Origin of the sequence: Cytobacillus kochii (assembly GCF_020171845.1) — a bacterium.
Taxonomy (GTDB): domain Bacteria; phylum Bacillota; class Bacilli; order Bacillales; family Cytobacillaceae; genus Cytobacillus; species Cytobacillus kochii.
This window is the reverse complement of record NZ_JAIVAM010000011.1, coordinates 178,423-199,797: the sequence shown is the minus strand read 5'-3', so window position 1 is coordinate 199,797 and position 21,375 is coordinate 178,423. Positions and strand designations below refer to the sequence as shown.

The following is a 21,375-nucleotide window of genomic DNA, read 5'->3' as shown; positions in this document are numbered from 1 at the left end:
GTCAATTGTATACTAAGAAAAAGGAGGTGCTGATGACTGAAGACAATACGTGAAGTAGCTGCAAAATTTGATGTTTCTACAAGGACGATTCGTTATTATGAAGAGCTAGGGTTAATTCGCTCGACTCGTTCTGAAGGCAATCATCGTTTGTATACAAAAAAAGAGTGTGCCAAGTTAAAGTTGATTTTTCGTGGAAAGCGGTATGGTTTTTCATTGGAAGAAATTAAAGAAATGGTGCTGCTATTTGATTATGACAGAACCGGTATGGCCCAGTTAGAACGTACGATTACTTATGGTAATCAGCGCATCAAGCAAATTGATCAAGCCATTGAAGAACTGTTGGAAATGAAAGAAGAGTTGCTGTCTTTGAAGAAGAGCTTTAGTGAAAGGCTCGAAAAACTAGTAGAAGAGAGGGATCGTCATGAATAGTTCGCAATTAGTCGCAAGAAATGCCAGGAAGTATCCTCAAGCACAGGCAGTAATCGGTTTTGAAGGAAGTCTTACTTTTCAAGAGTTAAACGATAAAGTAAATGCTCTTTCAAACGGTTTATTGGAAAGAGGAATTGATAAAGGAGACAATGTCTGTTTGTTTATGCCTAATACATTTGAATTTATCATTACCTATTTTGCTGTGCAAAGAGTGGGTGCTGTTGTTATACCGATTAATGCCAAGTTCACATTGGATGAGGTGCAGTACATTGTCGATCATTGTGAAGCGAAAGCTATTTTCGCACATGAGATTATTTTTTCAGCAGTTGAGAGTATTGAAAAAGTACCATTGAAGATTAAAACGGGAGAGCATGCGCAGAATTGGGAAAGCTTTGAGCAGTTATTGGCCCTTTCTCCTGGAAAAGAAGTTGAGTGTAATCTAACGGAAGATGATTACAGTACCATTCTTTATACATCTGGAACGACAGGTGATCCTAAGGGTGTTCTTTTTAGCTACCGCAATATTTTAACAGTGGCGCAAATGATTGCGGTTGAAATGGAAGTAAAACCAGATAGTAAAATGCTTTTAATGATGCCGTTAACGCATTCAGCCCCCCTACATTTATTCCTCATGTCAGCAACGGTTGTCGGAGCAGCAGTTGTCATTACTCCTACCTTTACACCAGACCTACTTTTGAAAGCGGTTGCAACTTATCGAACAACACACTTTTTTGGTGCACCGGTCGCTTATTTACTGACCGCACAACACCCAGAAATAAAAAACTACGACCTATCAACGATGAAATGGTGGGTTTACGGAGGAGCGCCGCTTGCCAAGGAACAAATTGATCTTATTGCTGAAAGATTTCACACGGATCGACTAACAAGCGTGTATGGCTTAACGGAAGCAGGACCAAGTGGCGCCATCATGTTACCTGAAGAGCATGGAGAAAAGACAGGTAGCATTGGTATGCGAGCACCCCTTCATACCGAGTTAAGAATTGTTGATGAACACGGTCAAGTGATCCCGGCAGGTGAAGTTGGAGAAATTGTCTTGCGTGGAGAAGGCAACATGGTGGGTTACTACAAAAATATGGCATTAACAAAAGAAACATTTAACGGTGACTGGTTAAAGACTGGGGATTTAGCAAGACGGGATGAAGAGGGCTATATATGGATAGTCGATCGTAAAAAGGATGTTATTATCTCAGGTGGTGTAAATATTTATCCTAAAGAAATCGAGGACGTTATGATGAAGTATCCCACTATTCAAGAAGTTGCGATTATCGGTCTCCCACACAGAGAATGGGGAGAAACCGTAACAGCTTTCTTCTCAGCAACAGAAGAGGTAAAAAGTGAGGAGCTCAATCGATTCCTCGTTGACCATCTAGCAAAATATAAAATCCCACGTTCCTACCATCAAGTTGACATGTTGTCAAGAAATGCGTCAGGAAAAATATTAAAAAGAGTGTTAAAAGAAGGGGTGGAGCAAGTATGAAAGTATTGAAGGAACCGGAAAAGAAAAGTGACTATGCGACTAATTTTTTCAAAGAAGACGAGACGTTACTTCATATTTTAAGAGAAAAGCTTCCTCCTGCGTTTTTTGATTACGCAGTTGAAAAATTAACAGCGTACGGCGCGCAATGTGCTGGTCCGATTGATGAACGTGCTAAATACACTGATCGAGAAGGACAACCAGTGCTAAAACAGTATGACCGCTATGGTGAAGAAGTTTCTGAAGTGTGGGTGAATAGCGGCTACAAACAAACAGTAAAAGAATCATACGGTACGGGTATGGTGGGCTATGTGCATAAGGAAATCCCTGAGCTTGGTAGAAAAGGCAACTATATTTACAGTTATGCGCAAGGGTATCTCCTTTCACAAACAGAGCCAGGATTTTATTGTCCAGTTACTTTATCAATGGCGACCGCCTATCTATTGGATCATTATGGGAATGAAGAAGTGAAGAAACGCTTTTTACCACATCTGTGTGCAACAAATGCTGATGAGGAATTATACGAGGGAGCGACTTTTTTAACTGAACGGCAAGGAGGGTCAGATGTAGGTGCAAATGTCGTGAGAGCAGTAAAAGAAGAGGGACAATACCGGTTGTTTGGTGAGAAATACTTTGCTTCCAATGCTGGCCAATGTGGTGTAGCAATGGTGTTAGCAAGAAAGGAAGGCGCCAAAGAAGGAACGCGGGGCTTAACATTGTTCGCTGTTCCGTGGAAAAAAGACAATGGCGAGCTAAATCATCTTCGCATTAGAAGATTAAAAGATAAATTGGGTGTGCGTGCTGTCCCATCTGGAGAAGTAGAATTTGATGGTAGTGTTGCCTATGTAGTTGGCGATGAATCAAAAGGTTTTTACTATATGATGGAAGCATTAAACCTTTCTCGGATATGTAATGCTGTCGCATCGATCGGCATCATGAAGCGAGCGTATGAGGAAGCAAAGCAGTATGCCATAGCTAGGGAAGCGTTCGGTCAAAAGTTGATTGATTTGCCAATGATTCAACAAACACTTTCTCAACTTAAGGCAAAGCTTGAGGTAGAGGTCGTCGCAATTTTTGATTTAGTAGAACTATACGACAAGGTTGTAGCGGGTGAGGCAAGCGATTCGGAGGTTATTCTACATCGACTCTATATTGCCCTTTTGAAAAAAGAATCAGCAGAAAATGCGATTCATTTTGCCCATGAAGCAATAGAGATGCATGGAGGAAACGGTTATATAGAGGATTTTATCACCCCAAGGCTTTTACGAGATGCCCAAGTGCTAACGGTATGGGAGGGCACGGCGAACATACTCGGTCAGGAATTAATCCGTCTCGTTAATAAATTTTCTGCAGACGAACTATTTATCAATCAAACGTTTGATCGAATTGCTTTACTAGCTAAAGGTGAACAGACCGCACTCGTTGAAGTAAAGTTTGCTGAAGTGAAACAACAGCTGGAACAATTCGCTAAAGCCGATCCCCTCGTGCAGCAACTTCAAGCGAAACCATTAATGAAAATAATGGCTCATCTTTATGAAAGTGTCATCGCATTAGAATATGCGCAGAAATTTAAGGGTAAATATGAAGCGATCGCCGAACTCTACTTAAAGCAAACTTGGGGGAGTGTTGATGGAGAAGAAACACGGGTTTTGGAGTTAAGTAAGATCGTTATATAATCAGTTGCATCCCTAGAGTGCTAGGGGTGTTTTTTTATATTTGGGTAGGGGGATGAGATCTGAATCAGGTAGGGTTATATATTGAGGGAAAGGATTAAAGGGTTAAATAATTCGCCAGTAAGTTTGCTCAAAAGGGAATGTCCACTCAAATGGGTGGAAGGAGAGCAAGAAGTGTTGTGAAATGGGGAATAAGAACACAAGAGTAATGAAAACCACAAGGATGCGTTTGTAAATCAGAAATAAGAACACAAGAGTAAAGAAAAAGGCGAAGAAGTGTTGTGAAATGGGGAATAAGAACACAAGAGTAATGAAAACCACAAGGATGTGTTTGTAAATCAGAAATAAGAACACAAGAGTAAAGAAAAATGCGAAGAAGTGTTGCCAAATCAGAAATACGAGCACAAGAGTAATGAAAACTACATGGATGTGTTTGTAATTCAGAAATAAGAACACAAGAGTAGAGAAAAATGCGAAGAAGTGTTGTGAAATGGGGAATAAGAACACAAGAGTAATGAAAACCACAAGGATGTGTGTGTAATTCAGAAATAAGAACACAGAGTAGAGAAAAATGCGAAGAAGTGTTGCCAAATCAGAAATACGAGCACAAGAGTAATGCAAACCACAAGGATGTGTTGTCAAATAAAAAATGCGAACATAGCAAGATGGATAACACCAAGCCACCAGTGAAAATTAAAATAATAGCTTGATTTAACAAAAACCCTAATGCAACTCATGCTAATGCCGTAACCCTGACTCAGACTTAAGACTAATTTTTACTTTTTGAAACTAAATGTCTCACAAAATCGTATAGAATAGTAGAGAAGAATCTAAAAAAATCCTGGGGGGGATAAAAGATGTCTACAGGAATGCTATCAATTATTGCAATCGCATCTATCGTTATTTGGCTTGCGGTATCGAATGAAGTTTTAAAAACGGAGAATAGTCGCTCGAAGTTAATTACTTTGATGACTGCCGGCACTTTAACAACAGTGATATTGACGATTTCGCTTTTTCAAAGCGTGTCTTTTAAATGGTAGGTGAAACTTCATGGAATTTGAATTTGTAAAAGTCGAAGTTTTAATACCAGGCGAATATATTGTGAGATTAAGAGATGAATTGAATACAATAGGAACATTAATAGTAGGGAATTATGATCATGTTATATCCTACTCAGCGGTAAAAGGTTACTATAGACCTTTAGAAGACGCAAATCCTTACTTCGGCCAAATTGGCAACATCACGTTTGGGACAGAATGTAAGATGGAATTTCGTTGCCTATATAGCCAGATGGAAGAAGTGAAAACGATCATCAAACGCATCCATCCATATGAAGAGCCAGTGATCTATTTTCATCCGGTGTTCGTTTAATATAAGGTGGAGGCCAATATGGAAGGTTTATGATTTAAACAAAGCTTGATTATAACCAATTCGGGCCGATTGATGATGAATAGGTTCGTGAAGTTTTTACCTTGTGTAATTCCGATCCCAAAAAATGTATCAAAAACCTCTTAGAATGAACCTCACTTATCATTTGAGCCATTTTTCCGTATATAAATATTTATCGTGTAATAAGATGAACCTATAAGCTTACTTTTGAAAAGAGGCGTACATGTGTCAAAAGTTCATCTCTCTCTTATTTTAGGAATACTTTCTATCATCACACCGTATATTGGACTTGTTATAGGTATCTTTGGCAGCATCTATGCATCAAAGTTATTGTGCAATATTAATGGACCTGAAGGAAGAAAGTTAATTTCTGCTGGAAAAGTATGCAGTGGGATTGGTATTTTCCTTCATACTATTCTGCTCATTTTATTAAGTTTTTCTCTTATTATTTTTTTCTTAACCAGTGTGTAAGCAGAAAAAATCTTTGTGGCTCCCCGCCTTTATAAAAGAATTAGACTGTGCTATTATTTAGGAGGTATATCGTCTTAAAGCAAGATGATATATCTATAGTTAAATGATGAAAATAGGCGAGGCGAAAATAAAAATGTCAAATGATAAAGTAAGGATTGAAAACGATTTCTTAGGTTCGAAAGAAGTGCCAATAGATGCATATTATGGTGTTCAAACCTTACGTGCAGTTGAAAACTTTCCAATTACCGGATATCGCATTCATGAAGAGCTGATCATCGCAATTGCTATGGTTAAAAAGGCAGCCGCGTTAGCAAATATGGACACAAAAAGATTATATGAAGGGCTTGGCAATGTTATTGTTCAGGCTGCTGATGAAATTATTGAAGGTAAATGGCATGATCACTTTATTGTTGACCCGATTCAAGGTGGCGCTGGGACATCCATTAATATGAATGCCAATGAAGTGATTGCCAATCGTGCGCTAGAGTTACTAGGGAAGAATAAAGGAGACTATGCACTTCACTTAAGTCCGAATAGTCATGTTAACATGTCACAATCAACAAATGATGCTTTCCCAACAGCGATTCATATTGCTACATTGAATGCATTGGAAAAACTGACACAAACGATGGAGCATATGCTTGCGACATTTAAGGAGAAAGCGAAGCAGTTTGATCATGTGATTAAAATGGGTAGAACACATCTGCAAGATGCGGTTCCGATTCGTCTTGGACAAGAGTTTGAAGCATACAGTCGTGTAGTCACAAGAGATATTAAACGGATCCAGCAATCTCGTCAGCATTTATATGAAATCAATATGGGGGCAACGGCTGTAGGAACGGGACTAAATGCAGACCCTATTTATATTGAAAGTGTTGTTAAACATATGGCTGAGATTACGGGCTTACCACTTGTTGGAGCTGATCATCTTGTCGATGCGACTCAAAATACAGATGCTTATACAGAAGTTTCTGCAGCGTTAAAAGTCTGTATGATGAATATGTCTAAGATTGCTAATGACATTCGTTTAATGGCATCAGGCCCACGCGCTGGTCTAGGCGAAATTTCATTGCCTGCGCGTCAACCAGGTTCTTCTATCATGCCAGGTAAAGTGAATCCAGTTATGCCTGAAATGATTAACCAAGTGGCATTCCAAGTCATCGGTAATGACCATACCATTTGCCTTGCATCTGAGGCAGGACAGCTAGAATTAAACGTAATGGAGCCGGTACTTGTTTTTAACTTATTACAATCAATCAGTATTATGAACAACGCTTTCCGTGCTTTTACAGATTACTGTTTATCAGGCATTGAAGCGAATGAAACGCGTTTGAAAGAATATGTAGAAAACAGTGCAGGAATCATTACAGCAGTGAATCCACATATCGGATACGAAGTCGCAGCACGCATCGCGAGAGAAGCAATCATCAATGGCAAATCCGTTCGTGAACTGTGCTTAAAATACGATGTGCTTACTGAAGAAGAATTGGATCTTATCTTGAACCCATACGAAATGACGAACCCAGGTATCGCGGGTGTGTCTTTGTTAAATAGAGATTAATTTTAATGCTTAGAGTTGATAATGACTCTAAGCATTTTTGTATTTCAGACATTAGCGTGTGATGCCCTAATAATAAACTAAGAAGTATTTTACATTTTTGGAGGTATTAGTATAATATATGTAAAATACTTTTTACATTTTGGAGGAGTAATCATTTTGGACGGAGTCGTTATTGCGTTTTTAACAATACTAGTGTTAAGTATTATACTGATTTTGTTTACATTGAGTACATTGCCCCTAATTGGTGATGAAAGGAAAAACTTTATTAAAATGAAAGCACAATCGTATTCTTTTGCAGCTGTTATCTTATACTTAGTTTTTGAAATGGGGAAGAAGGTTTATTCAGCTTTTTGGGGAAGCAACACTTATGAAGGAATCTCACCATTCTCCTTTCTACTAAGTATTTGCATTATCTACTTGATTACTTTACTTTTTTATAAGAGAAAATACGGTAATTAAGATGAAAAACCGAATTCGTGAGTTAAGGAAGTCAATGAAACTATCGCAGGAGGATGTAGCGAAACATTGCAAAGTAACGAGGCAAACGATTAATGCTATTGAAAATAACAAATATGATCCAACACTGCAGTTGGCGTTTAATTTAGCCAAAGTATTGGATACCACAGTAGATGAATTGTTTGTGAGTGAAGAGTAGAAAATTGGATAACAAAATAATAAAGGGAGTTGAGGATACTGGAAGAAAATCAAAGGTCAAAACTAGAGCTGTATCAGGCGAATTATGCATCACTCGTCACTGCGTTACTTTGTCTCTACTGTGCCTATGTCAGTTGGGGAGAGAATTGGTTTTTAGTATTTTTTTTTAGTGCTGGTATCATTATTTGTGGGACATTTGCTTGCTATGATATTAAAAGAATGATACAGCAGCGGAGGCTTAAGCGTTAGAATTAGGGTTAGGAATTTGCCCAATCCTTATTCTGAATAGATTTAAGGTACTCCGCAAAAAAAGCTGTCGAGAAGTCGACAGCCAACAAATATATATAACCTCTTGTTTACTCCACATACACCGCCGTACCATAAGCCAATATTTCACTGGCGTTTGCCATTATAGCTGACGTTTGTAAACGTACACCGATAATCGCATTTGCCCCTTTTTCTTTGGCATGCTCTACCATCCGACCGATTGCTTTCTGGCGAGATTCCGTCATCATATCTGTATATTCCGAGACTTCTCCACCGACAATCGTACGTAATCCGGCCACGATATCTTTTCCAATATGTTTCGATTGGACTGAATTTCCCCTAACAAAACCCTTTAACTCTTTTATTTCTTTACCTGGTATTGTTTCAGTAGTCACGATAATCATTTAATTCATCCTCCTCTTTTCTACGAACGTTTCTTACGATGATATAGAATATTAGTGGTACCGGTGCTTGAATTAAGGCGATAATACCCCAGAACCAATGATTCATCCCATTTTTCTTTGCATTAGTAAATAAAAAGATACTTTGTGATAATAAAATAATAGCTACTAAGAATAGTAAAAAGAAATCAATATTCGTCATGTCGCACCTTCTCTCTATGTTTTTGGATTTGCAGCAAGGTATAACAGATGACTAGAAGGACTGTAAGACCTTGTAATGTGATAAAGACAACTGGTATTTGGGTTAATGTTGTAAAAAATAAAACGAGAATAAGTGTTGCTATTCCGCTGAATAAGAGTAATTCTCTTCGCCATTTTCTGCTAGCTGCATCCTTTTTAGCGATGACCATTTTTTCAAACCAATCTTCACTAGGAGTAGAGATGGGGTTATTTTCCTCAAACTGTGCAAAAGAACGTGTCATTTCTTTTGAAAAATCTTCTTCATCCTTGTTTGATAGGGTTTTCCATTGTTCCTGGGCCTTTCTCATCTTCACCCATCTCCTTTCGAATGGTTTTAATTCCGCGGTGAACTCTAGATTTTACTGTTCCTTCAGCAATTCCAAGCATTTTGCCAATCTCATCATACGCATAGCCATAATAATGTTTTAAAATAATCGGCACTCTTAATTCATCTTCTAATTCACCGAGAGAAGCTAATAAGAAATCCCAATCTTCATTTTGTGACTGTGCCTGCCATTTTAATTTCCGCATATGCTGTGCTTTAAAAGCATCAGCTCGCTTTTGGCGCCTTTTTTGATCGATATATAATTTTGTGCCAATGGATATGAGCCAAGTGGAGAATTTCGATTTCACCTGAAATTGATTTAATTTTTCAATCGCTTTTGTCATCGTCTCTTGTGCCAAATCCTCAGCTTCTTCTCGATTAAGGGTGAGCTTCATTAAATAATGAACGAGAAGGGGATAACTCTCTTTAAATAAGTGAGCTAACGCCTGGTTATCGCCTTGTTTCGCTGCTTTAATCCATTTTTTCTCTTCCAAACCTTGCCCCCCTTTTCTTTGGATTTACTATTATGACGATTAGTGTTCTCCTTTCGTTCACGAAAAATAAAATTTTTTGAATGGAGATAGAGATTATCTCTTGTTATCGCATAGAAGTTATGTGTGCATGGGTAAAAATGTAAATGATTTTCTACCATTTGCCTTTATAAAAAAGATGTACCAGAATTAGCTACACTTCGATATTTCACTAACTGGGACAGTATAATTCAACAAGAAGGAGATATTTAATACATGACGAATTAAACCTATATAGCTAAATTTGGAGGTAATCTATGAACCCTATTTTAAATCAAGTTGGTACTGTGTTTATTCCCGTAAGCAACATTGAAGAAGCTTGTAAATGGTATTGTGACATATTAGGTTTATCAGCAGATGGTGAAATATTATTTGGTCATTTGTATATAGTACCTATGAACGGAACAGGAATTGTATTAGATAGCAAGATTTATTCAGAGGATAATATTTTCAAAACTCCACCTCTTCATTTGAATACTAATAATATAGAACAAGCATATGAGTATATGAAGGGTAAGAATGTCGAATTGACAACAGAAATTGAGCATAACCAATGGTTTAATTTCAAAGACCCTGATGGGAACCATTTAATGGTTTGCAAATGTTAAAACTGTTGCGGTTAGCATTCGCGGCATAAGGCACATTGAAATGATCAATCTTTTTTATAAAAAATTCATATAAATTTAAAAGTATTACGCCATTTTGATTCAATCTTTTTTCAAAATGGCGTTTTTGTATTTGTTAGTAACGGCGTTTAGGAATAAAATTAGTCAAATAATGGGGGGATGTCTGTGCAAACAAAACAAAGTGAAAAAGTAATCAATTCAATTGAAAAATCATTTAAAAAACAAGTCCAAAAAAACAAAAATTTAAAGAGTGCATTTTTACTTGTTCATTCTGAAAAGAAAGGTATCCATTTAAATATCGCAGAAGGGTCAATGAATCCAAAACAGCCAGCATATATGGCAAGCGTAGGAAAAATATTCACGTCAGTTTTGGTTAGTATTTTATATGAAAACGGTCAATTATCATTCGAAGACGGTATTACCAAATATTTAGATCGAGAATTATGCAAACACCTTCATGTTTATCAAGGTAAAGATTATACGAATGACATTAAAATTAAACATCTACTAAATCAAACGTCTGGTTTGTATGATAATTTCCGTCCATTACTTGAAAGGCTTCTGGATGATCCAAACTTTACCATAACCCCACAAGAGGCAATTACTTGGGCAAAAACACATCAAAAACCTCATTTCCCTCCAGGTAACGGCTTTAAATATACTGATACAAACTATCATCTATTAGGCTTAATCATAGAAAAAATAACAGGAATATCTTTTCATGTAGCTATGAAACAATATATTTATCAGCCCCTCAATATGATGAATTCATCTGTGTTACACTATTCTAATCCATTAGACAAAGATACCCAACATTTAGCAGACTTTTATATTAATAAAAACAACCTAACTAATCACAAAGGATACGCAGGTCTCGACTATGCAGGCGGTGGAGTAGTATCTACTGGAGAAGATATGTTGAAATTTATGAAAGCGTTAGTATCCTATCAATTATTGAAAAAGGAAACGCTTGAGAAAATGATGAATGATAAAGCAAAGTATGGGGTAGGAATTGAGTATGGGTATGGAATTATGCAGTTTAAATCAGTTCCACTACTCATGCCGAAAATATTTAATGTCTGGGGACATGCAGGTGCCACAGGAGCCTATTTATTTTATCACCCTAAGATGGATACCTATTTAATTGGTACTTTTAATGACTTTTCTTATGAAAGAAAAGGTGTCAAATTTATGTTAATGAAAGTAATAAACCAATTGAGTAAAATTAAATGAAAGAAATGCGACTTCTTATATTCAGTTAAAGGGCACGTTTGTGGAGTAACACAGGCAGAAAATGATCAAACTCTTTTATAAAAAACAACCTTAAAATTGGTATAGAAGAATCCATTTTGATTAATCTTTCTTCAAAATGAATTCTTCTTTTTTACCGTAAAATAAGGATTTACGAAGTGTTTTTGCTCAAGCTCTATTTCAAACTACACATACAATATTCCGTTTTGTGTAAAAATAACACATTAAATGAGAGAGATTTGCGAGGATTTTATACATATTTTCATTCATTTTTTATAAAGAACAATTCGTGCTTTATCACTGTTTGTTGGCATGTATATTTCATGGCTAACAAAAGCGCAAACGAAAAGCCAGTTCCCACAAGGGTTCTAGCTTTTTGGAATTCCCGATAAATGAGACGTTATGTTTACTAGAATGTATGGGCGCTGTATATTTCTTTGTCAAGAAGGGTTTGTATTGCAAGGTGTATTCATGAGGTTCGCTTTACTTCTCTTTTTTAACTTCTTCTTCTGAGGCTTTTCCTTTTTTAAATGAACAAAAGTATAATAATGAAGATAATTGAATGTTCGAAAATGAGATACCTTCTAATTTGTTGAACGATTTATAAATCCAATAGTTTTAAGTTAAAGCATTTCTTTGTAATAAGGAATGCTTTTTTATATTTGTCTAAAATTCAAAGATTATAACAACAAATTAATAATGATTAGGAACAAAAAAATATTGTTAAACGATAAATTTTATATTAAAATCAAATAGAAATAAATAAGTGAGGTGCTTTTTATGAAACGTGGTTCAACACTCTTTTTAAAAATAGCCGTTTTCTTTATTGGTACTCCCGTTTTTTCCTTGGGTATAATTGGGTTGATTTGGTTACCTAATAATCCGGCAAATCCAGATTATGCCTATATGTTATATCCCATTGTAATCGGAATGTATTTATCGGCAATTCCCTTTTACATTGCACTTTATAAAGCTTTTAAGCTTTTAAGTTATATTGACAAGAACCAAGCTTTTTCGCAAATTTCCGTAAAAGCTTTGAAGCATATAAAACTCTGTGCAACCATATTCAGTATCTTATATGTGGCAATTTTGCCATTCGTTTTTATGTTAGCTCAAGTAGACGATGCCCCAGGTGGTGCAATAATCGGAATGGTCCCTATCTTTGCTTCGATGGTAATTGCAGTATTCGCTGCAGTTCTGGAAAGGCTTTTACAAGAAGCGATAAATATAAAATCAGAAAATGATTTAACGGTCTGAGGTGAAGGAATTGGCGATTATAATTAATATCGATGTGATGTTGGCGAAAAGGAAAATGAGCGTCACAGAACTTTCGGAGAGGGTTGGAATCACGATGGCTAATCTTTCTATTTTGAAAAATGGAAAGGCAAAAGCGATTCGGTTATCCACTTTAGAATCCATTTGTAAGGCTTTGAAATGTCAGCCAGGCGACATATTGGAGTACAAAAGCGACGAAGAACTCAAGAATAATAAAGTATAGAAAATAGCGTCAGGAAAATGCGATTTTACAACGTTAAGAAATTACAATATTAAAAAGCCCAATTTCTACAGCATTAAAATTTCTGTTATTTCGATTGAGAGGAATCATGAAGAGGCACTCTTATATCGGCATAAAGGGGAATTCAAATGAGCTAACTATAATCCAATGAGCTAATGATGTGTATCATTAGCTCATTTCGTTTGCGTTTCCTTTATATTCGATATTAATAAAATTTCTCCTATCACACTCAATCTTCTTCGTGATATAAACTATCGAGTCGGTTGCCAACTTCCTGCAGATTCGGCGTTGTATAAATCATGGTCTTCTTCGGATCATCATGGCCGGCCAGAAAATAGAAGAGATGATTGAGGTTTGCCTAGCTGCTTTTGACGCTTTCATTTTGGAAGTATTGTGAAGAATCGATTGCATGGTTATCTTATGGATATCACGCCGATGTACATGCCACCCTGATTCCTCAGTTCCATCATCGTGCGAAAATCTCCCAAAAAGATATCTTAAAAAAAAGGCCCTGAGTTTCCCCCAGAGCCTTTAGTTGATTAATATGCTTTTTTCAGAAGGACCTTATTGGCTGTTGTGTAAAGCATGACAACGACTAAGGCACATACGATAAAGGTAGGTAGCATATATGTTCCGTTATATACGAGTGAGTAAAGTGCGACAGGTTGATCTGCCGGAGCATAGGCACCAAATAGGACTATGCCTGATAAATAATGGCATAAGAAGCGTAAGAAACTTCCTAAGAAAACGCCACTAATAACATACATGTTTGCTTTGGCAAATTGGCCGTCTTGATAATTTTGTACAACTTTCTTCATATAGATGCCTGCGAGTCCGACAACAGCAAAGGCTACGAAATAGTCAATAATCCATGAGGCGAAATGAAAAGGAACAGCTCCTGTTAAGATTTGTAGTCCTCCTAATAATAAGCCCGTTAAGACGCCACCTTTAATACCCCAACGAAAGGCCATTAAGAAAACCGGTACCATAGCAAGTGAGATGGATCCACCTTGTGGCCAAAATCTCCCCATCAGTAAGCCCGATAAGAAATCAAGTAATAATGCCAAGGCTGCAAATATAGCAATTTCCACCATAAAAAGTGTTTTATTTTGTTTCATGTTTTTCCTCCTTCTCCGAAAAGAGAAGCGAACGAGTAAACCTGTATTACTTTTTTGTCATGAAAAAAAGCAATACATAGGCGGTGATGGATGCCTAGTATTGCTCATATCCAAAACCACGATCCCTACGCTAGCATTATCTAACAGGTTCTTAGGGTCAGAACGAACTCGCTCACTCTCAGCCATATTAGGCTCCCCTTGTGGAAGTATTAAATTTATCCTCGGTTAGAATATACTATGACTTTCATCATAATTCAAGAATCTTTTTTTTGGTAAGAGAAAAACAGATTATTTGTGAAACTTATTCCCGAGTTAGTCGTAAAAATAAACGAGGAGTGATTTACATGAAGAAGGTTTTTGAAGTGAACCATCAGGGAAATCATATACACTGGATTAATGGTGAAAAGCTATATGTAAATGGCGAATTACAGGATGAAAATTTAGGACTTGCTATAAGAGGAGATTTGGAAGGAAAGTTAGAAGATTCAAGTCGAATTAAAGTAACTATTGGTGGTTTTTTAACTATTAACTGCAAAATATTTCTTGAGAATCGTTTGATTTTCTCTTCTATATAAAGAATAGAAACCTAGGGGGTAGATGGAATGGTCGGGTCAATAGATCCTGATAGGTTTATAGATCATTGGTTAAAAGAAGATTTTAAGGAAATTTATGATGCAACCTCAAAAGTGTTTCAAGGGATGGTATCAAGGGCCGATTTTGTCCAGATGGGTTCATCTTTTAATGCAGGTGTACAAAGTTATCAATTAGTCTCACAGACGAATGTCTTAAATGTCGATCAATTCGTATGGGTGGATCATACAAAAGCAAAAGCGGTCGTCGTTGGATTCGACGAAAAGCATACGATTGCAAGCCTCTACTTAAAACCATATTTTGTCTTTCCTGAAACAGATAAGATCTATACGAAGAATGAATATATTATGCCAGTAATGGATGAATGGTTTGTATTTTGGGGTGGCACAAATGAATTCATTAATTATCATTACGCTTATGAACATCAAAGATATGCCTATGACCTTTTAAAGGTGAAGGATGGCTCTACATATAATGGTAGACCGGAAAAAAATGAAAGTTATTATGCTTTTGGGGCGGAAGTCATTGCTCCGCAAGATGGAACGGTCATTCAGGTAGTCGATGGCCTCGATGACAATATACCTGGGCAGATGGATGAAGAACACCCGCCAGGCAACTATATTGTGATTGAGCATGCACATAAAGAATATAGTATGATTGCTCATTTTAAAAAAGATACGATTATTGTGAAAGAAGGAGAACAAGTTCGCCAAAAACAATTACTTGGCAAATGTGGGAACTCAGGTAACTCTTCTGAAGCGCATATTCATTTTCAAATCAGTAACTCTGGCGATTGGCAGAAGGGAAAATCGATTCGCATTCGTTTTAAAAATCGCCTGGAACCCATTCAAGGAGAGGTTGTCACAAATAACCTTACTAAATATCAGGATCGATTCGAAGAGAGATTTGACAAAGTTGAAAATACCTTGACGTTTGCAGATTACATCTTCGCCGTTCCTCGTGCTATTCTCCAGTTGTTTAAATAACAATCTGGAGAAAAGTAGAACCTGTAACTTGTTTATTCCTCCCATTTAATCAAACGTTTGTTTAAATACTAAGCTTCAGTACCATATTTCAACGTATCGACTAATAATTGCGTATTGCGATTAAGGTTTGTTCCTTTGGTCAGGATATAAGAAAAGGCTCGTTTTGCATAAAGGCCTTCTATCGGTACAATCTTCAATAGACCGTATGTTAATTCCTCTTGTATGGTTGCCTCGGATAGTAAGGCGAGTCCTAGTCCACTTTTTACGCTACTTTTTATTCCTTGGGTAGAGCTGATGATGAAGGTGGATTTGACTCTCATTTGATGAGATTCGATCAGGTGGTCAAATGATTGCCTTGTCCCCGAACCTTCTTCACGGATAATCCATTCCTGATCATGCAAATCATCTATCGAATGAAAATTTCCTTCATAGGCAGGTGAACAGACAATCACTAAACGATCTTCTGCAAAGGGTGTTTGGACCACCTCTCTTGCATAGGTTTGCCCTTCCACTAAACCGATATCTACTTCTAACCGCCTCACACTATTAATCACCTGATCTGTATTACCAATCGTCACATGGAAGGATAATTGCTCATGTGTTGCTTGTAATTGTGCGATAACGCTCGGCAAAATGTATTCACCAATTGTAAAGCTAGCTCCGATTCGTATGAGCCCTGATGCGACTTTTTTTTTCTCATATAATGTTTCTTTAAGCTGCTGATACACATCCCATATTTTTAAGCCTTGATTGTAAAAAAGTTCCCCTTCTGCTGTTAAGTGGACTTTTTTTGTTGTGCGCTGAATGAGTGAGGTCGCAAATTCTTCTTCCAGGTTTTTTATATGGACACTAACGGTTGGTTGAGATAACGCCCTTTGTTTAGCTGTTTTTGTAAAATTTTTCTCGCGTGCGAGGACAAGAAACGTCTCAAGTTCCTCCATATGCATTATAAAACCACCCCATTTATTAATAAAATGAATAAGTATTATTATATATATTTATTTCCAAAATAAAAAGGACAAAACTATACTGTAATAGAGAAAGGGGAGGCAGTAATGGATTTAAAGTCATCTTTGAGAACAGGCTCCTTTTATTTTGGAATAGGAACGACATTGATTATTGCAATTATGGCTGGGCTTCTCGCCAAACTACCTTACCTGACGATTATCGGTCAGCTCGTTTTAGCCATTTTGCTAGGTATAATTTGGTCTCATACGATTGGTTGGAACCGTTCATATAAAGTCGGTGTTGATTTTTCTAGTAAAAAATTATTAAGACTAGGCATTATCTTGTTAGGTTTGCGCCTTAATTTATCCGATTTAGCTCATGCAGGTGTAAGTACTTTTCTTTATGCGGCATTCTTATTATGTGTCACCCTCCTAGCAGTTTATAGCTTCGCTAGGATGCTTCGTGTGGATAAGACATTAAGTTTATTAACGGCATGTGGTACGGCGATTTGTGGTGCGGCTGCGATTGTGGCGATTGCATCTGTTGTCAGAGCGAAGGAAAGTGTGACTGCTGTCAGTGTCGGTGTGATTGCTGTGCTTGGTACGCTATTCACGTTACTTTATACATTTCTTTATCCGATTTTACCAATAACCGATTACCAATATGGTATGTTAACTGGAGGCACCCTGCATGAGATTGCGCACGTTGTTGCTGCTTCTTCTGTTGGTGGTGTGGAGGCAGAGAATATCGCCATTATCGTTAAACTAACAAGAGTCATTTTACTTGTACCAGTGGCTATTCTTATCGGCTATTATATGAAGAAGCGGGAAAGTCAAGAGAGCGCAACAAAGAACAAGTTACCGATTCCTTGGTTTATTTTCGGTTTTCTCGCGATGAGTGCCATCAATACGTTGGGGTGGTTGCCGACTGAACTTGTTCAATGGCTTATTAGTGGATCATATTTATTATTAGCAATGGCAATGGCGGGCTTAGGGTTAAATGTAGAACTCTCCGCTTTTAAGAAAATGGGCCTGCAGATTTTTTATGCGGCATTACTTGGTACGATACTGCTTGTTTTATTAGGATTTATCATTATTTTTATTATGTAAAGGGTCACATGAAGTGTGGCTCTTTTTTTTGTTCCATTGTATGATAATAAGCATATATTTCCATTTATGTGTATGAAGGAGTAAGTATGAAAATCATATACCTCGCTATCGTTTTAAGCGTATTCGTTCTCATCGGTTGTGCAAAGGGAGAGCCGATGGTGTTATTGGACGAGCCAATTAAAGCTATTCATTTTTCACCATCAAAAGGCGTGGGTGAAATAAATGAAACCATCCTTTTTTCTATCAAAGAAGATGCAGACATAAAAACAGTGGAAAAAGTCATTTTAACAGCTGTAAAAGAGCCAACAGTATTAAATGAAAGACTGCCAGATTATGATGTAATGGTTGAGTATAAAAAGGGTTTGCCTACTCATGCCATTCATTTATGGGTAGGAGAACAAGATGATCCTAGTATTCTCATGTATATGGTTAATGATGGGGAGACGTATTTGACCACAGGCGACATGACAAATGTGTTAAGGGAGATGGTTAAGAAATGATTATAAACGAACAAGAACAAAAAATAATAGAATGGACCAGATTAAAGTTCGGCTTAGCTCATTATGATTTATGTCGTAGTAGTTACAGTCGCCGCGTAACACTGTTCAATGAAACAGTTTACCAATTTTGTATGGAGTGGTTTCCTAAAGAGGCAGATATTGTTGAGGAAAATTTAAATCCTGAGGGAACGGCAGTAATTACGATCGATTTGCAAACAAATAAGGTAGAATCCGCGATTTTTGTGGAAGGGGCAACATATGCAGAGCATGGTGTTGTCTTTCAACAGCGGGATGTAGAAAGCATTATCAAATGGATAGAAGCGGAAACGAATTTGATATATGGTAGGCATTTTCAACTGGATTCACATAATGAGGAGGAGTATTCTTTTAAAGGATCTTATAAAGGGATGGACGTTTCCCCGTCTGGTTATATTGAACTGAAAGTAAATAGAGATGGGGATTTGATTTTTTATAGCATTCATGGTTATTTTCCAACAGATGAATGGGTGAAAGAAGAGGAATATACATTGACCGTTGAGCAAGTGGAAAAAAACGCACAGGCGCAAATCAGGTTGATACATAATCCTTCCTTAGAAGAGGAAAAAATCCACGCTATTTATGGCATAGAGGAAATTTATGTAACCAATGATCTTTCTAAAACGATTCCTTATGAAGGTTTTGCGACTTGGATTGGGCAGGTAGAAGTGCAGGAAGTATTGAATTGGACAGAGCCGTTACAAACACCCTTTGCTAGAAAAGAAATGGAATGGATAGAAGATATCTCAGCAAAACAGGCATTCACGAATGAACCTAGTGCTGATACTGAACCGATTAATGAAAGTGAAGTAACTGCTTATATTGACGTCGTTCAAACGTTTTTAAGACAAGTATACCCAGAGTATTCAGGGGAATGGTTATTAACTTCTTTCAATCGCGATATTGGTTATATTCACGCAAATTTAATAGGAAGTAAGAAAAACTCGTTTGTTTTCCAGCGGAAACTGAAAGTCTTTATCGATCCCCGTTCACTCGAGGTGATTAATTATATAGACAACCAGTTATTGATTGATCAATTTAAATCGTATGATGGCCCGGAAGAGGTTGTCCTATCAAAAGAAGAAGCCTATGAAAAAATCAAGGAATTCATTGTGTTAAAACCTTGTTATGTGTATGACTTTGATACACGAAAATATATTTTAAGTGCAATGATTGATAGTTTGTATGGGGTTGATGCCAATACCGGTGAGGTTTTCTTGTTGGCGGATAGGAAGTGATGGAGTGGAGGATTTAGTAACAAGATTGCGAGATCGGGGAGTAAAAGTAACCGAGATACCGAAATGGGGTCCTTATTTACAATATCGCTGTGGGCAGTCATTTGCTAGTCACTTGAATGAGCGTGAAAAAGAAGAGATCTATTTATATGAAAGAGGAAAAATTTGTGGATATTTATGGCATGTTTTTAGTTATGAGACAGTCACTTGTCTTAAAGGAGAACAGGCTAGAGGTAAGTTAGAACAAATGAAAAATATGTCTTGTTATATTTTTTACGAGATGGAGGATAGTGCGTATATCATTGATCGGGTAACATCACTCAAGGCGCTTGATTTCGAGAGAGAAAGTGATATCTATGTGGTAGATGTTGATTTTACTTGGACATATATAAGAACGCATGAAAACCCGTGGTATGGACCCTATTTTTATCATCATAAAGAGGTTGAGAGAAGATGACTTATAAACTGGTCTTCTTTGATGTGGATGGTACGATAACGAGTGAAAAAGATGGGAGTATACCACCAACAACCAAGGTAGTGATTAGAAAACTGATGGAGAAAGGTATACACGTTGTTGCGGCTACTGGTAGGCCATTATCCATGTGTGAAGAGTTGCGGGAAATAGGGATAGAGACATTTATAACTGCTAACGGAGGATATGCCAAGCATCAACAGACGGTCATACATAAGATTCCATTTAATAAAGAGAGATTAATAGACGTGATGAACTTTGCAGAAAAAATGAAACATGGTTTATCTTTTTATACTGAATCCCTTTATATGAATGGTGTCAAAGAAGAAGCTATTCTTACAGCACTTAATGAGACTTTATCTCTTGCTGATTATCCGAGTATAGTGCCTGCTATTCTTGAGGAAGAGGTCTATCTATTATGTTTATTTGCGAATGATAGAGTAGTAGATATTTATCGGCAAACGTTTCCTTATTTAATCTTTAAGAGGTGGCACCCTTATATCTTAAATGTAGTTGAAAAAGAGGTATCTAAGTATGTAGCAATAAAAGAAGTATTAGCCTATTTCAATGTGTACCCTCATGAAGCAATTGCTTTTGGCGATGGTGACAATGACATTGATATGGTGAAACTTGTTGGGCTAGGAATTGCGATGGGTAATGGTAGCCAAGGCGTAAAGACTGCTGCCGATTATGTGACCTCCAGGGCAAGTGAAGGAGGGATAAGTGAGGCGTTAAAGAAGTTCAATATTAAATAAGGAGGTTCGTTATGAAGGAGAATATATATGATCAAGCATCCTTTTTTGAAAAATATAGTCAAATGACACGATCGGTAAAAGGCTTAGAAGGAGCTGGAGAATGGCAAACATTAAAAGGTATGCTGCCAACCTTTCAGGATAAAACCGTCTTAGATTTAGGTTGTGGTTTCGGTTGGCATTGCCGATTCGCGGCAGAGCATGGAGCTAAATCAGTTGTGGGAGTAGACATTTCTGAAAAAATGATCTCGAAAGCAAAAACAATGTCACAAGACTATGAAAATGTTACATATATTCGATCCACGATAGAGGATATGCAAATAAAAGAGAGGCATTATGATTTGATAGTAAGTTCACTTGCCCTACACTATGTACCTAACTTTGAAGAAGTGGCTAATAATGTTCATAAGGGATTGGTAAAAGGAGGACAATTTATTTTTTCTGTAGAACATCCTATTTTTACAGCACAAGGTAGTCAAGATTGGTTCTATGATGCACAGCAAGAGGTTTCTCATTTTCCTGTTGACCATTATTTCTTTGAAGGAGAAAGACAAACAACCTTTTTGGGAGAAAAAGTAACGAAATATCATAAAACTTTGACTACTTATCTTGATGGCTTACTAAAGCAAGGTTTTCAAATCACAAGAGTAGTGGAACCAAAGCCACCAGAACATATGATGCATACAGAGGAAATGAAGAATGAAATGAGAAGACCCATGATGATCATCATTTCGGCGACTAAATACGAGTAGTAAATATCAATGATGGTTGGTTGTTGAAGAAAGGAGTAGATGATTTGG

27 protein-coding genes and 1 riboswitch are annotated in these 21,375 nt (G+C 37.1%); of the genes, 21 read left to right on the top strand and 6 right to left on the bottom strand.

The annotated features are described in order from the left end of the window. Window positions 1-36: 36 nt before the first annotated feature. From LCM23_RS18830 to LCM23_RS18790, 9 genes are all read left to right on the top strand, one after another. Window positions 37-429, top strand: a complete 393-nt coding sequence (locus tag LCM23_RS18830) for a MerR family transcriptional regulator (RefSeq protein ID WP_224938329.1) — start codon at window positions 37-39, stop codon at window positions 427-429. Continuing rightward, window positions 422-1,927 (top strand): class I adenylate-forming enzyme family protein, encoded by a 1,506-nt coding sequence (locus LCM23_RS18825; RefSeq protein ID WP_224938296.1) that lies wholly within the window; start codon window positions 422-424, stop codon window positions 1,925-1,927. The genes LCM23_RS18830 and LCM23_RS18825 overlap by 8 nt, the downstream gene beginning before the upstream one ends. Continuing rightward, window positions 1,924-3,600 (top strand): acyl-CoA dehydrogenase family protein, encoded by a 1,677-nt coding sequence (locus LCM23_RS18820; RefSeq protein ID WP_224938295.1) that lies wholly within the window; start codon window positions 1,924-1,926, stop codon window positions 3,598-3,600. The genes LCM23_RS18825 and LCM23_RS18820 overlap by 4 nt, the downstream gene beginning before the upstream one ends. Before the next feature lie 854 nt (window positions 3,601-4,454). Next, window positions 4,455-4,637 carry a hypothetical protein gene (locus tag LCM23_RS18815; RefSeq protein ID WP_095371010.1) on the top strand — a complete coding sequence of 61 codons (183 nt, stop codon included), beginning with the start codon at window positions 4,455-4,457 and terminating at the stop codon, window positions 4,635-4,637. Between the two features lie 10 nt (window positions 4,638-4,647). Continuing rightward, window positions 4,648-4,968, top strand: coding sequence for a cytochrome C biogenesis protein (locus tag LCM23_RS18810; RefSeq protein ID WP_224938294.1), 321 nt, complete (start codon window positions 4,648-4,650; stop codon window positions 4,966-4,968). A 243-nt stretch (window positions 4,969-5,211) separates the two neighbouring features. Then, the gene (locus tag LCM23_RS18805; RefSeq protein ID WP_224938293.1) at window positions 5,212-5,457 is read left to right on the top strand and encodes a DUF4190 domain-containing protein; all 246 of its coding nucleotides are present in this window, start codon (window positions 5,212-5,214) and stop codon (window positions 5,455-5,457) included. A 133-nt stretch (window positions 5,458-5,590) separates the two neighbouring features. Then, window positions 5,591-7,018 (top strand): aspartate ammonia-lyase, encoded by a 1,428-nt coding sequence (gene aspA / locus LCM23_RS18800; protein WP_224938292.1) that lies wholly within the window; start codon window positions 5,591-5,593, stop codon window positions 7,016-7,018. A gap of 156 nt (window positions 7,019-7,174) precedes the next feature. Continuing rightward, on the top strand, window positions 7,175-7,477 hold the full coding sequence (locus tag LCM23_RS18795; RefSeq protein ID WP_224938291.1) for a hypothetical protein: 303 nt from the start codon (window positions 7,175-7,177) through the stop codon (window positions 7,475-7,477). Window position 7,478: 1 nt separating this feature from the next. Further along, window positions 7,479-7,673, top strand: a complete 195-nt coding sequence (locus LCM23_RS18790) for a helix-turn-helix transcriptional regulator (RefSeq protein WP_224938290.1) — start codon at window positions 7,479-7,481, stop codon at window positions 7,671-7,673. A 355-nt stretch (window positions 7,674-8,028) separates the two neighbouring features. Here the strand turns inward: LCM23_RS18790 and LCM23_RS18785 are convergent, their stop codons facing one another. The 4 genes from LCM23_RS18785 to sigY are packed head-to-tail and all read right to left on the bottom strand — an operon-like array spanning window position 8,029 to window position 9,399. Then, window positions 8,029-8,343, bottom strand: coding sequence for a YbjQ family protein (locus LCM23_RS18785; protein WP_224938289.1), 315 nt, complete (start codon window positions 8,341-8,343; stop codon window positions 8,029-8,031). Then, window positions 8,324-8,542 (bottom strand): sigmaY antisigma factor component, encoded by a 219-nt coding sequence (locus LCM23_RS18780; RefSeq protein ID WP_224938288.1) that lies wholly within the window; start codon window positions 8,540-8,542, stop codon window positions 8,324-8,326. The genes LCM23_RS18785 and LCM23_RS18780 overlap by 20 nt, the downstream gene beginning before the upstream one ends. Continuing rightward, window positions 8,529-8,888: a YxlC family protein gene (locus LCM23_RS18775; protein ID WP_224938287.1), complete on the bottom strand. Its 360-nt coding sequence runs from the start codon at window positions 8,886-8,888 to the stop codon at window positions 8,529-8,531. Before LCM23_RS18775 ends, LCM23_RS18780 begins: the two co-directional genes overlap by 14 nt. Beyond that, window positions 8,842-9,399: an RNA polymerase sigma factor SigY gene (gene sigY, locus LCM23_RS18770; protein ID WP_224938286.1), complete on the bottom strand. Its 558-nt coding sequence runs from the start codon at window positions 9,397-9,399 to the stop codon at window positions 8,842-8,844. The genes LCM23_RS18775 and sigY overlap by 47 nt, the downstream gene beginning before the upstream one ends. A gap of 293 nt (window positions 9,400-9,692) precedes the next feature. On the opposite strand from sigY, the gene LCM23_RS18765 reads away from it, so the two are divergent. The 4 genes from LCM23_RS18765 (at window position 9,693) to LCM23_RS18750 (ending at window position 12,810) form a co-directional block, all read left to right on the top strand. After that, on the top strand, window positions 9,693-10,043 hold the full coding sequence (locus tag LCM23_RS18765; RefSeq protein WP_224938285.1) for a VOC family protein: 351 nt from the start codon (window positions 9,693-9,695) through the stop codon (window positions 10,041-10,043). Window positions 10,044-10,226: 183 nt separating this feature from the next. Beyond that, on the top strand, window positions 10,227-11,294 hold the full coding sequence (locus LCM23_RS18760; RefSeq protein ID WP_224938284.1) for a serine hydrolase domain-containing protein: 1,068 nt from the start codon (window positions 10,227-10,229) through the stop codon (window positions 11,292-11,294). Between the two features lie 798 nt (window positions 11,295-12,092). Next, the gene (locus tag LCM23_RS18755) at window positions 12,093-12,569 is read left to right on the top strand and encodes a DUF2975 domain-containing protein (RefSeq protein ID WP_224938283.1); all 477 of its coding nucleotides are present in this window, start codon (window positions 12,093-12,095) and stop codon (window positions 12,567-12,569) included. A gap of 10 nt (window positions 12,570-12,579) precedes the next feature. Beyond that, the gene (locus tag LCM23_RS18750) at window positions 12,580-12,810 is read left to right on the top strand and encodes a helix-turn-helix domain-containing protein (RefSeq protein ID WP_224938282.1); all 231 of its coding nucleotides are present in this window, start codon (window positions 12,580-12,582) and stop codon (window positions 12,808-12,810) included. 557 nt (window positions 12,811-13,367) lie between these two features. On the opposite strand, the gene thiT is transcribed toward LCM23_RS18750, so the two are convergent. Then, the gene (thiT, locus tag LCM23_RS18745; protein WP_224938281.1) at window positions 13,368-13,946 is read right to left on the bottom strand and encodes an energy-coupled thiamine transporter ThiT; all 579 of its coding nucleotides are present in this window, start codon (window positions 13,944-13,946) and stop codon (window positions 13,368-13,370) included. A 104-nt stretch (window positions 13,947-14,050) separates the two neighbouring features. Continuing rightward, window positions 14,051-14,155: riboswitch (TPP riboswitch) on the bottom strand. Between the two features lie 135 nt (window positions 14,156-14,290). Between thiT and LCM23_RS18740 the strand changes: the two genes are divergently transcribed. Then, the gene (locus LCM23_RS18740) at window positions 14,291-14,521 is read left to right on the top strand and encodes a hypothetical protein (RefSeq protein WP_224938280.1); all 231 of its coding nucleotides are present in this window, start codon (window positions 14,291-14,293) and stop codon (window positions 14,519-14,521) included. Between the two features lie 27 nt (window positions 14,522-14,548). Then, window positions 14,549-15,523, top strand: a complete 975-nt coding sequence (locus LCM23_RS18735; RefSeq protein WP_224938279.1) for a peptidoglycan DD-metalloendopeptidase family protein — start codon at window positions 14,549-14,551, stop codon at window positions 15,521-15,523. 68 nt (window positions 15,524-15,591) lie between these two features. Here the strand turns inward: LCM23_RS18735 and LCM23_RS18730 are convergent, their stop codons facing one another. After that, window positions 15,592-16,470, bottom strand: coding sequence for a LysR family transcriptional regulator (locus LCM23_RS18730; protein ID WP_224938278.1), 879 nt, complete (start codon window positions 16,468-16,470; stop codon window positions 15,592-15,594). Window positions 16,471-16,578: 108 nt separating this feature from the next. Here LCM23_RS18730 and LCM23_RS18725 point away from each other — a divergent pair, with 108 nt between their 5' ends. From LCM23_RS18725 to LCM23_RS18700, 6 genes are all read left to right on the top strand, one after another. Next, window positions 16,579-17,580 (top strand): YeiH family protein, encoded by a 1,002-nt coding sequence (locus LCM23_RS18725; protein ID WP_224938277.1) that lies wholly within the window; start codon window positions 16,579-16,581, stop codon window positions 17,578-17,580. Between the two features lie 86 nt (window positions 17,581-17,666). Continuing rightward, window positions 17,667-18,080, top strand: a complete 414-nt coding sequence (locus LCM23_RS18720; RefSeq protein ID WP_224938276.1) for a hypothetical protein — start codon at window positions 17,667-17,669, stop codon at window positions 18,078-18,080. Beyond that, window positions 18,077-19,354, top strand: coding sequence for a hypothetical protein (locus LCM23_RS18715; RefSeq protein WP_224938275.1), 1,278 nt, complete (start codon window positions 18,077-18,079; stop codon window positions 19,352-19,354). The genes LCM23_RS18720 and LCM23_RS18715 overlap by 4 nt, the downstream gene beginning before the upstream one ends. A 4-nt stretch (window positions 19,355-19,358) precedes the next feature. Beyond that, a complete protein-coding gene (locus LCM23_RS18710) occupies window positions 19,359-19,808 on the top strand; it encodes a DUF4275 family protein (protein ID WP_224938274.1) in 450 nt (149 codons plus the stop codon). Next, window positions 19,805-20,578: a Cof-type HAD-IIB family hydrolase gene (locus LCM23_RS18705; protein WP_224938273.1), complete on the top strand. Its 774-nt coding sequence runs from the start codon at window positions 19,805-19,807 to the stop codon at window positions 20,576-20,578. Before LCM23_RS18710 ends, LCM23_RS18705 begins: the two co-directional genes overlap by 4 nt. 11 nt (window positions 20,579-20,589) lie before the next feature. Next, entirely contained in the window at window positions 20,590-21,327 is a 738-nt protein-coding gene (locus LCM23_RS18700) for a class I SAM-dependent methyltransferase (protein WP_224938272.1), read from the top strand. Window positions 21,328-21,375: the final 48 nt, after the last annotated feature.